A 15,764-nucleotide genomic window follows, 5' to 3' on the forward strand; every position below is an offset into this window, starting at 1 on the left:
TTAACTCTCAAAAAACCCTATCAGATTCTAAATCTCAGTGAGATTAGTTTCAGATAGGGTTTTTAACTTAGTGTGAGGCTTGATATAATTTGCCATATAGCAGATAGTCTACTTGACGGAGGTCAGCTATTGTTTGACAATCCAGGGCACACATCAATAATTTTAAATCCGACTTCCAGGAATTGATAATAGTTATAACCTCTTCTAAGGAGTGCTTTTCGACAAGCTCAAGAATGGTCCGTGACAAACCAACGGCTCTTGCACCTAAGACAAAGCACTTAACCATATCTAGAGGATGCCTGATTCCTCCTGAAGCTAAGATTTCCACTTGATCCACCAAGTGTCTAGCATTTAACAAGCACTGAACCGTTGATTGTCCCCAATCATCAAGGTAAGAGCGATTGCCACCTCTTTGATTTTCGATATAAGCAAAAGAGGTACCCCCTCTACCAGAGATGTCAAAGGTTTGTATCCCTAATTGGTGAGCAAATGCTATGGTTTTGGTATCCATTCCAAAACCAACTTCTTTTAAGACAATCGGCACAGGAATCTCCTTAGCATAAGCTTCTAAATGAGGTTTCCAAGTGTGAAAGACACGCTCACCTTCAGGCATCAGCAATTCTTGCATCACATTGATATGAACCTGCAAGAACAAAGGCTTCATTTCTTGGACGGTTTGTAAGCCTAAAGTAAGGGGCTTATCAAGACCGATATTGGTGGCTAATTGTAAATCTGGACACTGCTCTTTTAGGTGATAAGACTGATCTTCAGGATTTTTTAGAGCAGCACTATAAGAGCCTGTGACCATTAATATTCCAGTAGCTTCTGCTACTTTAGCTAATTTTTCATTAATGGCTTGAGCTTTTTGGCTTCCACCCGTCATGGCATTGATGTAAAAAGGAAAATCGTAATCTCTACCAGCAAAGTGAGTTGATAAATCAATGTCATCCACATCAAAACTCGGTAAAGAGCAATGGATTAATTCCATGTCATCAAAGGAATTATAAGGAGACTGATAAGCTAAAGCAAAGTTAATATGGTCATCTTTTCGATTGGTCATTTTTCCTCCAACTTTCTTGGTAAAGTAAACTGATCTCCTCTTCTTGCCAGCGACCTATTAGTCTGTTGACATCATCTTTTTCAAAGACAAAGGCAATGCCACAATCGCCACCACCTGAACCAGAGGATTTAGCAACAGCTTCTAAATCTTGTGTCGCTTCGACAAGGGACTTTAATTTGGGATGATAAATGGCAGAATCCAACTGACTCAATAATTGTCCCGATTCTTGAATTGCTTGTTTAAAGTCTGCCTGATCACCCGATTTCAGGGCAGCCACAGCTGCTTGCGTACAAGACTGACTAGCCGCTAAAAAATCGGAACTAATGCGATTCTTAACCTTCTCAATCATGAGTTTGGAAATCGAGGGCACTCTTGTCCAGCCAACTAAAAAATCAGCTGTTAATCGAGGAGAGAGAGCTTCTATCTTATAGCCCCAATCCTCTTTCAAAAGGTCTTGAAGGCTATAATGATCTATTTGTGACTTTACTTTTTGGCGATCAAAGGATTGGTAAAGCACCAACTGCTCATAAGCGATACAAGCCAAATCACCCATTGAGCCATTATCCCCTCTCTTTAATAGGGTATAAGTAGCTAGTTTAAAAAGTAAATCCGGGCTTAAATCAAGCTCATGAAATGCCGCTAAAGCTTTTAGAACCAAGAGTGTAACACTGCCACTAGAACCAATGCCAAATTTTTTACCTTCTTCTTCTAGCTTACCGCTAATTGTTAAGAAGAATGGACTTAAGGTTAGTGGTGTTTTACCAATGTAAGTAGAAAAGTTGCTGATAGCGTCTTGGATCAAAGCATAATTGTCATCTGGTGTCATCCCTACACTATAATCAAAAAGGTCAGAAGTCAACTCAATCGTCTGAGAAGGCGCAATAGTCGCTGTCATCAAGATGGGAATATAGTGGATTAAAGCTTTTTGACCTGGACTTAAAATAGCATATTCGCCTGTAAGATAGAGCTTTCCACCTGTTTGCACACGGTAATTAGTCATCAGGCAGTTCCTTTGTTTTTGACACAATGATAGAATAGTCGGCTCCTAGAATCTCTGCTAATGTTTCGAGATCCTTTTCAAGACACAATACCTTAACATTTGGGCCCGCATCCATAGTGAAATAACATGAGAAACCTTCTTGACGCAAGGCTTTCACTCGCTCCATGGCGAGGTAAGAAGCTTCTGTCAAATAAGAAAAAGAAGGATTGGCTGTCAAGGTCGTCGCATGCATGGCTAAGGCATTAGCCTCTGTTAGCTCACCAAATTTCTCAAAATCATTAGCTTTAAGATAAGTCAACATCTGCTGATAATCTTGCTCTGATTGTCTGATCCAGTCGTCAAAATTCCTTGATGTTTCACGACATAGCTTCATTCCGTCACGACTTGAAACAGGTTTTTTGGTATCATCTAAAACCAATATAATCATGGCTAGTTTCAAATCAGTTTCTACCTTATAAATAGCGCCACTATCTTTATCCCAAGCTGTTACAGGACCAAAAAAAGAACGCGAAGATGAGCCCGAAGCAAACTTTGCTTTTTGAGCAAGAGCTTCAATATCTAAACCTGACTTAAAGAGCTGATTACATGCTTTTACTAAAGCTGAAAGCCCGCTAGAACTCGAAGAAAGTCCTGCTGCTGTCGGCATGTTATTGTTGGTGTCGACTTTAACAAAAGCCTGCCCCTCTTGACGAAATTGATTGATGATAGCTGTTATTTTCGCGTGCTCTTTATCATCTTGTAATTTTCCATTGATATAGAATTGGTCACTCTTGGCCTCTTGAGGCAAAAAAGAAACACTGGTTGTGGTGTACATATTCTCTAAAGTCAAGGAAATACTAGAGGTTGAGGGAATCATTTTTTCTTGATTTTCTTTCCCCCAGTATTTAATAATTGCAATATTTGCATAGGATGTCACAGTTACAACATTTGGATCCACGTGTTAACGGCCCCTTCTTCTCTTAATTTTTCACTAATGGTCTGAGCTTGAGCGGATGTATTAGCTAATGCTATCATACAGCCTCCTAAACCACCACCTGTCATTTTAGCCCCTAATGCTCCTGCTTCTAAAGCAGATGCCACCAAGTGATCAGCTTTTTCCACACTAACACCAATAGCTTGCAAGGCCTCGTGTGCTCTCGTCATCGATTGACCGATAAGCTCAATATCTTTTACTTTAATGGCTCTTTCAACAGTTTCTGCTAAAAAACCCAATTGGGAGAGATGAGGCAGATTTCTTTCTTCATATTGAGCCACCTTATTGACAGCTTCTCGCGTATGCCCTTGGATTCCTGTATCAGCAATGACTAAAAAAGCTTCCAAGTCCATCTCAATCGTTTCAAAACCAATATTTCGGATAAACTTAATAGCATGCTCACTTAAGCAAGTCTTCGCATCCAAACCACTTGGGTTGGTATGGGCAATAATTTCTGCTTTATTAACCAATATTTCTAACAATTCATCATCTAAAAGGGTTTTAAAGTAAGAAAAAACTGCCCTAATGGCAGCTATCGACACTGCTGCCGATGAGCCCATTCCTCGCTTTTGTGGAACCTCTGACATAATGTCATAACTAATGGCTTCATCAAGGTTCCCTAGATGTTCCAAGGCTGCATAAATAGCCGTTGATAATGTGTCATAAAAATCAAAGGTTAATTTGTCTTTTGCAGGATAGACCTTACAAATAACCTCAATATCTTTTAAAGGGAGGGCGATAGCAGGATAGCCATAGACAACAGAATGCTCCCCCATTAAAATGATTTTACTATGTGCCTTTCCAAGGCCAAATTTTTGATTCATATCCTCAATTGTCACACCATATCATTTAATCTTTTACCTTACTATTTTACACTAATTCCTTACAAATTACGATTATCTACTATTTTTTAACTTTCTTAAGCCCACTTAAAGAAACTTTGAAATAAGAGCCTTTATTGGATTTCTTTTCACTAAAAAAGACTAGTATCAGTTTTAAGCCACTAGCCCTTTTCTCAATTTTTTTAGGATACTTTTTCTTGTAGTTTTGATAATTGTGCATAGAGTCCTGACTGTGCTATCAATTCTTGATGATTCCCCTTTTCGACAATCTTTCCTTTATCAAGTACCAAGATAAGATCAGCTGTCTGAATGGTAGAAAGTCTATGAGCAATGATAAAGGTTGTTCGACCCGCTTTTAAAACTTCCATTGCTTTTTGGATAACATCTTCTGTCTCTGTATCAATATGAGACGTCGCCTCATCTAAAATCAAAATTTTAGGATTGGCGATAAGCGTTCTAGCAAAAGCGATCAATTGTCGTTCACCACTAGAATAAGAAGCACCTTTTTCAAAGACAGGCTCATTAATACCGTTTTCTAAACGAGCAATCATGGGCCCTGCTCCTACTTTTTCAAGAGCCTCTAAGACTTCTTGATCAGTAAATGCTTGATTTCCCATTCTGATATTTGAGGCAATTGTTCCCGTAAAGAGATATGGGTCTTGAAGGACAATCCCCATTTGCGAACGTAAGCTTTCTCTTGAAAACTCTCTGATAGATTGACCGTCTATTCTAATCTCCCCAACTTGTGGACCATAGAAACGATATAATAAATTCATAATAGATGATTTGCCTGATCCAGTATGCCCTACTAATGCTATGGTTTGTCCTTTTTTAGCCTCAATCTCAATATCTGAAAGTACCATATGCCCCTCTTCATAAGCGAAAGAAACCTTATCAAAAACCACGGCTCCTTCACTAATGTGAATGGCTTGATGGCTTTCTTCTTCCACTTTTTCATTTAAGAGACGCATGAGGCGATTGCCAGTCGCTCTTGAGCGTTGAATATTTGGTAACTGCCTAACCAGCATTCCTGATAGGTCAAATAGGCGTATCAGATAGTTAATATAGACAAATAACCGACCAACTGTTACAGCACTATGTCCTTCAATAAATTGAAAACCAATAAAAGCCAAAACACCAGCAATAACCATATACTTGAACAAATCTGTCAATGTCCAAGAAGCTACTGAGTCGGCAAATATAATCCGATTATCAGCCTCTTTCATCACCTGAATTTCTTGTTCAAAAGCGTTTAGTACCTTATCTTCTTGATGATAAAGTTGGATGATTGAAGCACCATTCATGGTTTCATTGACTTGTGTATTGATCACACTTCTGGCTTGATAAAAATCCTTCATAGGCTGATCTGTCATGCGCTTGTAGATCAATTGTAAGCCATAAAAAACGGGTAACACTAGTAATAAGAGAAGGCCTGATTTAAAATCAAGGTAAATCATAACTCCATAAATGAAGATGATTTGAGTTACCGAAATGATAATTTGTGACAAGAGATTATCATAGAATTGATTCCGTAATGTCTCTGTGTCATTGACAATGCGTGTGGCGATTTTTCCCGCAGGTTGATGATCAAAGTAAGCAATTGGAAGACCTTGCATCACATCAAATGCTCGATTTCTTAAATTAGTCACAATTTGATTGGAAGAATAAACCAGAATACGATAGGAAGCATAGCGCAAAAGAGAGGTTAGTAAGATCATGCCTAAAAAAAGCATGGCTAGGCCTTCTAAGGCTTGAAAAGAAACTGTTTTTCCATTAGCTAGAGGTGTTAGATAGTGGTCAATCATATTTTGTAAAAACAAAGGTGTCACTTGCCCTGTAGCTGTTGCCAACAATAAAAGTATGATACCGCTGATAAAAGCAAATCGAACCACTTTTATCTCTTTAATTAATGTTATAAATAAGGTCATTTTAATCCTCCTGTGCTTGTTGACGTTGGTATTGTTGGTAATACCAACCTTTTTGATTAAGGAGTTGAATAGGGTCACCTTCTTCAATAATACGGCCTTGATCCAGAACAATAATCCAGTCAGCGTGTTGGACAGCTGAAAGACGATGGCTAACAATTAAAGTGGTCTTGCCTTGACGTTTCTCTTGAATATGTTCAATAATAGCTCTTTCTGTCTTAGCATCAACGGCAGATAAGGAATCATCTAAAATTAACAAATCTGGTTGCGATAAAAAGGCTCTGGCTATTGAAATCCGTTGTTTCTGACCTCCTGAGATGGACAGACCACGTTCTCCTATTTCCGGTTCCAAACCTTTTGACATCTGTGCAATATCAGAAGAAAAACAAGCCGTTTCAATGGCATCAGAAACTTCTGCTAAGCTAGCTCCTGACTTACCCATGGCAATGTTTTCCAAAACGGTTCGTGAAAACAAGGTGTGTTCTTGAGGAACATAGCCCACACGACTTTCTAAACTGTGCCGATCATAGCACAAAATATTCTGACCGTTAATAAGAAAGTCCCCTTCTCCAACAGGGTATTGTCTTAGTAATTGTCGAACCAAAGTGGTTTTACCAGCACCTGTTTTACCAACAATCCCCAAGGTTTGACCTTTTGTAATCTGAAGGTTAATGGCTGACAAACTTGCTTTATGGCTATTGGCATAACTAAAATAATAGTTCTTTAATACGATTTGCTCAAAACTGTCTAAATCTTGTGAACCATTCACTTCTAAATCATCACCGGTTTCAATTAATTCATTGAGTTTATGAAATGAGGTTTTCCCCGTTTGATAAACCAGTATAAAATCAGATAGCATGCTAAAAGGTTCTACCAAAGAAACCAAATACAATTGCAAAGCAATAACTTGTCCCAAAGAGACCTGCCCCTGTTCAATAAAGTGAAATCCCGAAAGCAAAATGAAGACGGTGCTTATCATGATCATGACATTGGAAATAGGAAAGTAAAGGCCCCGATAGCTAGCAATTTTATTCCATCTGTCTGCCAAGCGTTTTGTTTTTTCTTGGAAATGACTGGCTAAATAGTCTTTTTGACTATAAGCTCGCATGACACGAATTCCTTCTACTGTTTCTAAAACTTCATCGCTAAGATTAGCAATGGCTTCACGAGCCTCTTCAATCAGAAGATCTTGACGTTTACTGATGTAGTAAGTTATTCCCATCATGGCCATAACTGGTAACATTCCTAATAAGGTCATTTTCCATGAAATCACAAACATGGTCGGAATGATAAAGGCAATCATTCCGCCAGCATATAAGACAATCATCAAGCCATAACCAATTAAGTCCATCAAACCTTCCACATCCGTAGAAAAGTGTGTCATCATATCCCCTGATCGAAATTTTTCATAAAATGGTGTTCTCATAAAAACCAGTTTTCGAAAGGCTCTCTGCTGCAAATCACATTTAAAACCTACAGCTTCTTGAAAAAGCTTTAAATGCCATAAGTAGCCGGCAATGTAAGAAAGCATCGTGGCACCTACTAAAATGGCTAAATAAAATATCAAGGATTGCTTAGTCAATCGGCTATTAGCCATTTGATCCACAATAATCTGAACCACTTTTGTAGGAATGACTAAAGAAGCATCGTATACTAGTAGCGAAAGAGCTATCAGAAGGTAAACCCATTTCTTTTCTTTGATATAGTGACTGATTAAGGATAACATGATATCCTCCTTTTTTAATAGTTTAACCAAATTAATGAAGATAAGGTTAATTTTTGTACACAAAAAGCCCGCTGTAAGATATCCTTCCTACCGCGGGCTCTATTTCTATTAGTCACACTAAAAGAAACTAACTTTTTCGGTTAGAAAGGAGATGATGAAGACAAACAGGGTTTAATCCAAGTAAGTTGTTCATTATTAAATTCTCCTTTCTTTTAATCTGTCTATCATCCTACCCTAGTTTCTATTGCTTGTAAACCCTTTTTTAAAAATAATTTCATTTCATTCTTAAAAGTATTATTTCTAATGTTTGTGTTTTAAACGGTTACATTTTCAAAAGAGCTTTTATGATTGAAAATATTTCATTTTTTAGCTAATATTTATTGAATTCCCTCCTAAATAGTAGTAAACTGAGAATGTAACAATTACTTTAACTTATTAGGAGATTTTATGAAAAAGCATCTTGTTTTAAAAAGCAGTGTCTTAAGTGTCTTTGCTGGATTTTCTATGCTAGTCGCTGGTGTTCAGGCCGATCAGGTTGATGTTCAATTACTTGGCGTCAACGATTTCCACAGTGCCTTAGACACGACTGGATCAGCATACATGCCACAACCAGTTGGTAAAGTAGCCAATGCTGGTACTGCTGCTCAATTAGATGCCTATCTTGATGATGCTCAAGCTGACTTTAAGCAAGCAAGTCCAGAAGGTACAAGTATCCGTGTCCAAGCGGGTGATATGGTCGGAGCAAGTCCTGCCAACTCAGGATTATTACAAGACGAACCAACTGTTCAAGTTTTCAATAAAATGGATTTTGAATATGGAACACTTGGTAACCATGAGTTTGATGAAGGTTTAGCAGAGTTCAACCGTATTATGACAGGTCAAGCACCTGCTGCTGATTCAAAAATCAATGACATCACAAAACAATATGACCATCAAGCCTCTAACCAAACCATTGTTATTGGGAACGTTATTGACAAAGAAATAAAAGAAATTCCTTATAATTGGAAACCATATGCTATTAAAGAAGTTCCAATCAATGACAAATCCGTGAAAGTTGGTTTCATTGGGGTTGTTACAACGGAAATTCCAAATCTTGTTTTAAAACAAAACTACGAAAAATACGAATTTATCGATGCAGCTGAAACCATTGCTAAATATGCCAAAGAATTGCAAGGTCAAAACGTCAATGCTATTGTGGTTCTAGCTCACATTCCAGCAACAAGTAAAGACGGCGTTGTCAATGATGAAATGGCAACTGTTCTTGAAAAAGTAAACAAACTTTTCCCAGACAATAGCGTTGACGTGGTCTTTGCAGGACATAATCACCAATACACTAATGGTACATTAGGTAAAACACGTGTGGTTCAAGCTGTCTCTCAAGGAAAAGCATACGCTGACGTTCGTGGAAAACTTGACACTGATACTCAAGATTTCGTAGCAGTACCAGATGCTGAAATTATTGCAGTAGCACCAGGTGTTAAAACAGGTAGCCAAGATATCAAAGCTATCGTTGATAAAGCCAATGAAATTGTTAAAACAGTTACTGAAAAGAAAATTGGAACAGCTTCTACCGCTTCAACAATTACTCGAGCTGAAAACCAAGATAAAGAATCACCAGTTGAAAACTTAGTCACAACAGCACAATTAACAATCGCTAAAAAAACATTCCCAAATGTTGATTTTGCCATGACAAATAATGGTGGTATCCGTGCTGATTTGATTGTTAAAGATAACCAAGATATCACATGGGGAAGCTGCCCAAGCTGTCCAACCATTTGGTAACATCCTTCAAATTATTGAGATGACTGGCCAACAAATTTATGATGTTTTAAATCAACAATATGGAGACGGTCAAAAGTACTTCCTTCAAATGTCTGGCTTGAAATATACTTACACAGATAGCGGTTCTAATGACCCAGCCGTACCATTCAAAGTCGTTAAAGTCTATAAAGATAACGGTGAAGAGCTTGATTTAGCAGCTAACTATAGCCTTGTTGTTAATGACTTCTTGTATGGTGGTGGTGATGGCTTCTCAGTCTTCAAAAATGCTAAATTATTAGGAGCTATCAATCCTGACACTGAAGTCTTTATTGAATACATTAAAGATTTAGAAGCTGCTGGAAAACCAGTTTCTGCTGGTATCTCTAGTGTGAAAACTTATGTTACTTCAAGCCTTGAAGGTTCAACAAAAACAGATCAAGCTGGAAAACATGATATTATCAATCGTGTCTATAGAGATCGTGACGGTAAAATCATTTCAACAGAACTCGTTTCAGATATGGTAACACCTTCTGAAACACTTGTAGCTAATGATAAAACAGCTAAAGTAATGCCACTTACTACTAAGTCTGCTAAAGACAAACAAACCCTTCCAAATACTGGAAGCCAAGAAAGCTCTTCTATGGTAATGATGCTTATGGGAGTCCTTACATTAGGAAGCTTCAGTCTTCTTAAAAAGAAAGAAAAATAAACCTAAAAGGCCAGCAGTTTCTCTGCTAGCCTTTTAGGTTTATTTTTCTTTCCAGTTCATATCAAGATAAGTCACTTTTATCTTGTCATAGCGTTTTGTTTTGCGACTACCCGTCAATGATAAAAAAGATTCTTCTGTTTCAAAAGGCTCTTCTTTTGAGACTAATCTCGGATTAAACATCACAAGGTCTACAAATCCCATACTAACAATAATAACACGCTTACTTTCACCAATCATGTTGGCTGCCATACCTAAACACTTATCACGATGAAAAGCTAAGGTATCTTGTAAATCTTTTCCAATCCAAATATCCTCTTTCTTGGCTGGATGGGACTTTACTTGCAACATTAGAATATCCTTTATTATTGGCTTAATCATTCTTTCACTCCCTAAAATAAGCTATCATTTCCCCTTGGTCTAAGCTTTTCATATTAAAATGCTGATAAAAAGCATTGCTTCTTTGGTCATTGAGATCAGTGACTAATTGGATTCTACGAACCTGTTGAAAATGATCGAAAACAGCTTGCAATAAGTGACCTCCTATACCCTGGCGATGATAACTTTTTGCAACGATCAAATCTTGAATAAAAACCAAATGTTCTCCGTCTCCTAGACAACGAACAAAAGCAACTAACTGTCCCCTATCAAAAGCCCCTAAACAATACAAACTCTTATCAAAAGCTCTCTCTAGCGACATACCATCAGAAAGATAGGAGGTCCAAAACATTTCTTTATAGAGTGCTTTAACAGCATCCAATTCTTCAGAGCCAAATAGTTTAAATTCCATGAGTCACCTCACCCCATTATACCAAAAAGCCCACCAATTAGTGGGCCTTTTCGTTCTTAAACAACACCTTGTTCAGACATGGCCTCAGCCACTTTCAAAAATCCTGAAATATTAGCGCCTACCACTAAATTTCCTTCTTGTCCAACTTCTTTTGCTGTACTTGCTGATTTATCATAAATATCAGCCATAATCTGATAAAGCTTTTGATCGACTTCTTCAAAAGACCATGCCACCCTTGAACTGTTTTGAGCCATTTCTAAAGCTGACACAGCTACTCCTCCAGCATTAGCCGCTTTAGCCGGCCCAAAAAGCACTTTTCCTTCATGAAAAGCATGTACCGCATCAAGTGTTGAAGGCCTATTAGCTCCTTCGATGACAGCTTTTACACCATTAGCCATTAAAGTTTTAGCATCTTCAGTATTAAGCTCATTTTGAGTTGCACATGGAAATGCCAAATCAGCCTTGGTCTGCCAAATTCGACTTTGATCGGCTGGAACAAATTTAGCATCTTCATGTTTTTCAAGGTAAGTATGGATACGAGCTCGTTGAACTTCTTTAATCTCTTTTACTAAATCCAGATCAATTCCCTTTTGATCATAAACATAGCCTGAAGAATCTGAAAGAGCTAAAACAGTAGCTCCTAATTCCTGCAATTTTTGAGCAGCATAGATAGCCACATTGCCCGAACCAGATACAATGGCAGTCTTACCTTTAAGACTTTCTCCATTTGCAGCTAAGAGCTGTTGAGCAAAATAAACCACTCCAAAGCCAGTAGCTTCTTTACGGGCTAATGATCCACCATATGTTAAGCCTTTACCCGTTAAAACACCATTTTCAAATCCATTTAAGCGTTTGTATTGACCAAAAAGATAGCCAATTTCGCGTCCTCCAACCCCGATATCTCCTGCTGGAACATCCAAGTTTGGTCCGATATGTTTTTGCAACTCAGTCATGAAACTTTGAGCAAAGCGCATGACTTCACCATCAGACTTCCCTTTGGGATTAAAGTTAGATCCACCTTTACCACCACCAATGGATTGACCAGTCAAAGCATTCTTAAAAATTTGTTCAAATCCTAAAAATTTAACAATTGATTGGTTAACAGAAGGATGGAATCGTAAGCCACCTTTATATGGCCCAAGTGCAGATGAAAACTGGACACGGTAACCTCTGTTTACTTGAACCTGCCCCTTATCATCTACCCAAGGCACACGAAAGGAAATCACTCGTTCTGGTTCGACCAAACGTCCTAAAATGTTTTCTTCCATGTATTTAGGGTATTTATCAAAAACAGGAACTAGGCTGTCAAAAACCTCTTCAACTGCTTGAAGAAATTCTTCTTCATAAGGATTTTCTTGTTTCACTTTTTCTAGGACAGTCATCACATAGTCTCTTGCTGTCATTTGTCTTCCTCCTGAATATGTATGTCAATCATAATAAATATTATAAATTTTCTGAATATTCATGTCAAGTTTTTACTATGCTTTTTTCTAAAGAAATAAGAATAATATTAAAACTCTCCTAAATGGAGAGTTTTAAAGGTCTTATGATCTGAATTGACTATTGTAAAGCTCAAAGTAAAAACTTTTGTCTGCTAATAGTTCCTGATGGTTCCCTTGTTCTATAATTTGTCCATCTTTTAAGACTAAAATCTTATCCGCATCTTGAATGGTAGATAGTCGATGAGCAATGACAAAGCTAGTTCTTCCTGTCATCAATCGTTTCATGGCTTTTTGAATCAACAGTTCCAAACGGGTATCTACAGATGAGGTCGCCTCATCCAAAATAAGGATTTTAGGATTTGCTAACAAGGCACGTGCTATCGTTAATAGTTGCTTTTGCCCCAAGGAAATATTACTTGATTCTTGATTCATAATCATTTGGTAACCACCTGGAAGCGTTCGAATAAAATAATCAACATTGGCTGCTTTTGCAGCTTCTACGATAGCTTCATCACTTGCTGCTAGATTTCCAAATCGTAAGTTATCTTTAATGCTACCTTCAAAAAGCCAAGCATCTTGCAAGACCATCCCAAATTGACGGCGATAATCTTGTCGCGAGAGATCCCTGATATCAATACCATCTACAGTAATAGAGCCTTTAGTAACATCGTAGAAACGCATCAGCAGATTAATCAATGTTGTTTTTCCTGCACCTGTTGGTCCAACAATGGCGATCATTTGACCTGGTTTCACATCAAGATTAAAATCTTTGATCAATGGGCGATCCTCATGATAGTTGAAATCAACGTGATTAAAGGAAACCTGCCCTGTTAAGTCATTTTGTAAACTCTGCTCTTTTTGACTAACTTCATCTGCCTCATCTAAAACTGCAAAAATACGTTCTAAAGAAGATTTGGCACTTTGTAACAGGCCCGCCAATTGCGTAATGGTCTGAATGGGTTTACTAATTTGCCATATGTATTGAACAAAAGCTTGCATATTACCAATGGTAAGGAGTCCAGCCATAACTTGCAGACCAGCTAACAGGGCCACAATCATATAAACAGAGTCAGAGATAAAATGCAGGACAGGCATCATGATTCCTGATAAAAAGCTGGCTTTAAAGCCTACTTCTTGAAGTTTATCTGTAATCTGATGAAATTGGGCTTGAGATGCTTCTTCTCGACCATAGAGTTTCAGCACATTAAATCCCGTCAAATGCTCTTGCACAAAACCATTCATATCACCTAAAACCTTGGCTTGCTCTTTAAAGTATGGCTGTGATTTCTTCAAAACATATCGAGACGATAGGTAAATTAGAGGAATGGCAAGAATCAAAACAGATGCCAAAAGCGCATTGAGGTAAATCACCATTCCACTAACCAAAATAAGGGTTAAAAAGGAATTAACAATCTGTAAAAAGGATTGTTGCAAGGCATTTGAGACCGTTTCAACATCCGAGGTGAAACGACCTAACATGTCTCCAAATTGGTGATTATCAAAAAGTAATTAGAACCGTAAGCCCCAAGCTCAAAAAAGAGGGCTCTAACCATATAAACAAATAATAAAAATGCTATATGGGAACTGTTTATGGCAGCTCCCTCAATGCCTTTTGCCATGTCCATTAAATTAGCAGAAAGCTCTGTGATGACAAGACCTAAAATAAAGGGTTCCAAAACACTCATCGTGGCACTTACCATCTTTAGAAAAATGGCTAGAAAAACCCAGAGGCGATAAACTTTGAGGTATGACCAAACCCTTCTAAACACCTGTTGTTCTCTCATGTTGTCACCTCCTCATCTCTTAAACTGTCTTTATTCAACTGTGAATTGGCAATCTCTCGATAAATCGGATTAGTAAGCATCAACTGATCATGATTGCCTCGACCAACTATCTCACCTTGGTCCAAGACAATAATCTGATCGGCATCTCTAATAGTTCCCACTCTTTGTGCCACAATAAGAACAGTCGCTTCTTCGGTTACTTCTTTCAAGCGACGTCGTAAAATAGCATCTGTTTTATAGTCGAGTGCAGAAAAAGAATCGTCAAAAATATAAATATCTGGTTTTTTCACCACTGCACGCGCAATAGATAGCCGTTGCTTTTGTCCACCAGAAAGATTGCTACCGGCTTCTGCCAAATGCGTCTGATAACCTTGCTCACGACTACGGATAAACTCTTTAGCCTGGACACTTCAGTCGCTTGATCAAGTTCATTTAAGCTAGCATTACTTTTCCCATATTTTAAATTAGCCTCAATAGTACCTGTAAACAAAAGGGCTTTTTGAGGTATAAAGCCAATCTTAGAACGCAAAGCTTTCAATTGATAATCTCGAACATCTACACCGTCCACTAAAATCCTTCCAAAAGTGACATCATAAAACCGTGGAATGAGATTTACCAATGAGGATTTGCCAGACCCAGTCGATCTAATAAAGGCAATGGTTTCACCTGGCTTGGTTTTAAAAGAAATGTTGTGCAAGACCGGGCTTTCAGTTTCACCTGGATAAGCAAAAGTGACGTTGTCAAATTCCAAATAACCTCGTGTTTTGGTTTCTGTAATTCCTTCTTCATTTTTTGAAATAGACAGAGGCATTTCCATAACTTCTTGAATCCGTTTACTAGAGACAGACATCTTTGGATACATGGTAAAAAGATTGGCAAACATTAAAAAAGAAAAGAGAGCATGGAAACTGTATTCGATAAAGGCAACCATATCCCCAATCTGAAATTGCCCCTTGGCAAGTGGATCAAGAGCAAACCAAACAATAGCCACGATCATGGCAATGATAATTTGGACAAATAAGGGTTCCGTTAGGCCAGTTAGTGTAAATAATCGTTTTGAAATATCAGCATAGTCATCGTTTTGTTGCTGGAAGCGGTCTTCTTGAAAGTCTTCGCGTGAGAAAGCTCGAATAACTCTTAGACCCGTCAAATTTTCACGAACCAATTGATTAATGTGATCCAAACGTTCTTGTTGCTCTTCTGAGAGAGGCCTTGTTTTAATAGCTACATAAAACACCACCATGACTAGAAATGGCATAGAAACGGCAACGATCCAGGCTAAAGAAGGACTAGTTAAAAAAATCATGACAACCGAAAAAATCATCATTAAGGGTGTGACAACACCAATCCGAAGAGACATTTCAGCAAATTGCATCAAGACAAAAGCATCACTTGTCATGCGCGTCACTAAGGAAGCGACTCCAATTTTTTCATATTCTTGATGAGAGTAATCCTGCAAGCGACAATACATGTCATTTCTCAGCTCTTTAATCATGTTGGTAGTCAATTGCCCTGAAGCATAACTTAAAATAACCCTTCCAATGACCCCTAGTATAATGATAACAAACATAATAGCTGCCCAATAATATAGAGCTTTTCGGTCATTTGTCATTATACCTTGATCAATCATACGGGCTAAAACCGTTGGTAAGCCTAGATTGACTAAAACAAATAACAAGCCTCCAATAATATCAAAGATCAGCCACTTAGGTTTGATTTTGAGATAAGACCAAATCAAATGCATCTTTTAGCCTC

The 15,764-nt window shown here is 38.0% G+C and carries 8 protein-coding genes and 5 pseudogenes; 1 reads left to right on the forward strand and 12 read right to left on the reverse strand.

Annotated elements, in window-relative coordinates; all coding sequences use genetic code 11:
* Positions 1–67 precede the first annotated feature (67 nt).
* From fni to STRIC_RS06865, 6 genes are all read right to left on the reverse strand, one after another.
* On the reverse strand, positions 68–1,060 hold the full coding sequence (gene fni / locus STRIC_RS06840) for a type 2 isopentenyl-diphosphate Delta-isomerase (protein WP_008089564.1): 993 nt from the start codon (positions 1,058–1,060) through the stop codon (positions 68–70).
* Complete coding sequence (locus STRIC_RS06845; protein ID WP_008089455.1) at positions 1,041–2,060, reverse strand: phosphomevalonate kinase; 1,020 nt, start codon at positions 2,058–2,060, stop codon at positions 1,041–1,043. The genes fni and STRIC_RS06845 overlap by 20 nt, the downstream gene beginning before the upstream one ends.
* Positions 2,053–2,997 (reverse strand): diphosphomevalonate decarboxylase, encoded by a 945-nt coding sequence (mvaD, locus tag STRIC_RS06850; protein WP_040832118.1) that lies wholly within the window; start codon positions 2,995–2,997, stop codon positions 2,053–2,055. Before mvaD ends, STRIC_RS06845 begins: the two co-directional genes overlap by 8 nt.
* Complete coding sequence (gene mvk, locus STRIC_RS06855) at positions 2,979–3,857, reverse strand: mevalonate kinase (RefSeq protein WP_008088747.1); 879 nt, start codon at positions 3,855–3,857, stop codon at positions 2,979–2,981. The genes mvaD and mvk overlap by 19 nt, the downstream gene beginning before the upstream one ends.
* A 200-nt stretch (positions 3,858–4,057) precedes the next feature.
* Entirely contained in the window at positions 4,058–5,803 is a 1,746-nt protein-coding gene (locus STRIC_RS06860; RefSeq protein ID WP_008089092.1) for an ABC transporter ATP-binding protein, read from the reverse strand.
* Between the two features lies 1 nt (position 5,804).
* Positions 5,805–7,526: an ABC transporter ATP-binding protein gene (locus tag STRIC_RS06865; protein WP_008088678.1), complete on the reverse strand. Its 1,722-nt coding sequence runs from the start codon at positions 7,524–7,526 to the stop codon at positions 5,805–5,807.
* A gap of 447 nt (positions 7,527–7,973) precedes the next feature.
* On the opposite strand from STRIC_RS06865, the pseudogene STRIC_RS06870 reads away from it, so the two are divergent.
* Positions 7,974–9,996: pseudogene (locus STRIC_RS06870) on the forward strand (surface-anchored 5'-nucleotidase).
* A gap of 42 nt (positions 9,997–10,038) precedes the next feature.
* Here the strand turns inward: STRIC_RS06870 and STRIC_RS06875 are convergent.
* The 6 genes and pseudogenes from STRIC_RS06875 to STRIC_RS06895 all read right to left on the reverse strand — a co-directional run.
* A pseudogene (locus tag STRIC_RS06875) lies at positions 10,039–10,374 on the reverse strand (peptide deformylase); the annotation flags it as partial.
* Positions 10,375–10,378: 4 nt separating this feature from the next.
* Positions 10,379–10,783 (reverse strand): GNAT family N-acetyltransferase, encoded by a 405-nt coding sequence (locus tag STRIC_RS06880; RefSeq protein ID WP_008089071.1) that lies wholly within the window; start codon positions 10,781–10,783, stop codon positions 10,379–10,381.
* A 56-nt stretch (positions 10,784–10,839) separates the two neighbouring features.
* Entirely contained in the window at positions 10,840–12,186 is a 1,347-nt protein-coding gene (gdhA, locus tag STRIC_RS06885) for an NADP-specific glutamate dehydrogenase (protein WP_008089560.1), read from the reverse strand.
* Between the two features lie 141 nt (positions 12,187–12,327).
* Positions 12,328–13,728: pseudogene (locus STRIC_RS06890) on the reverse strand (ABC transporter ATP-binding protein); the annotation flags it as partial.
* A gap of 2 nt (positions 13,729–13,730) precedes the next feature.
* A pseudogene (locus STRIC_RS13075) lies at positions 13,731–14,009 on the reverse strand (ABC transporter ATP-binding protein); the annotation flags it as partial.
* Positions 14,006–15,753, reverse strand: a pseudogene (locus STRIC_RS06895) (ABC transporter ATP-binding protein). The pseudogenes STRIC_RS13075 and STRIC_RS06895, both read right to left, overlap by 4 nt.
* Positions 15,754–15,764: the final 11 nt, after the last annotated feature.

Origin of the sequence: Streptococcus ictaluri 707-05, from assembly GCF_000188015.2 — a bacterium.
GTDB classification, from domain to species: Bacteria; Bacillota; Bacilli; order Lactobacillales; family Streptococcaceae; genus Streptococcus; species Streptococcus ictaluri.

What these genes read in the sequence shown, in the direction of transcription:
- STRIC_RS06860 (WP_008089092.1), bottom strand. Translation starts at nt 5,803, where the DNA reads ATGACCTTATTTATAACATTAATTAAAGAGATAAAAGTGGTTCGATTT.
- STRIC_RS06880 (WP_008089071.1), bottom strand. Translation starts at nt 10,783, where the DNA reads ATGGAATTTAAACTATTTGGCTCTGAAGAATTGGATGCTGTTAAAGCA.
- STRIC_RS06845 (WP_008089455.1), bottom strand. Translation starts at nt 2,060, where the DNA reads ATGACTAATTACCGTGTGCAAACAGGTGGAAAGCTCTATCTTACAGGC.
- mvk (WP_008088747.1), bottom strand. Translation starts at nt 3,857, where the DNA reads ATGAATCAAAAATTTGGCCTTGGAAAGGCACATAGTAAAATCATTTTA.
- fni (WP_008089564.1), bottom strand. Translation starts at nt 1,060, where the DNA reads ATGACCAATCGAAAAGATGACCATATTAACTTTGCTTTAGCTTATCAG.
- gdhA (WP_008089560.1), bottom strand. Translation starts at nt 12,186, where the DNA reads ATGACAGCAAGAGACTATGTGATGACTGTCCTAGAAAAAGTGAAACAA.
- STRIC_RS06865 (WP_008088678.1), bottom strand. Translation starts at nt 7,526, where the DNA reads ATGTTATCCTTAATCAGTCACTATATCAAAGAAAAGAAATGGGTTTAC.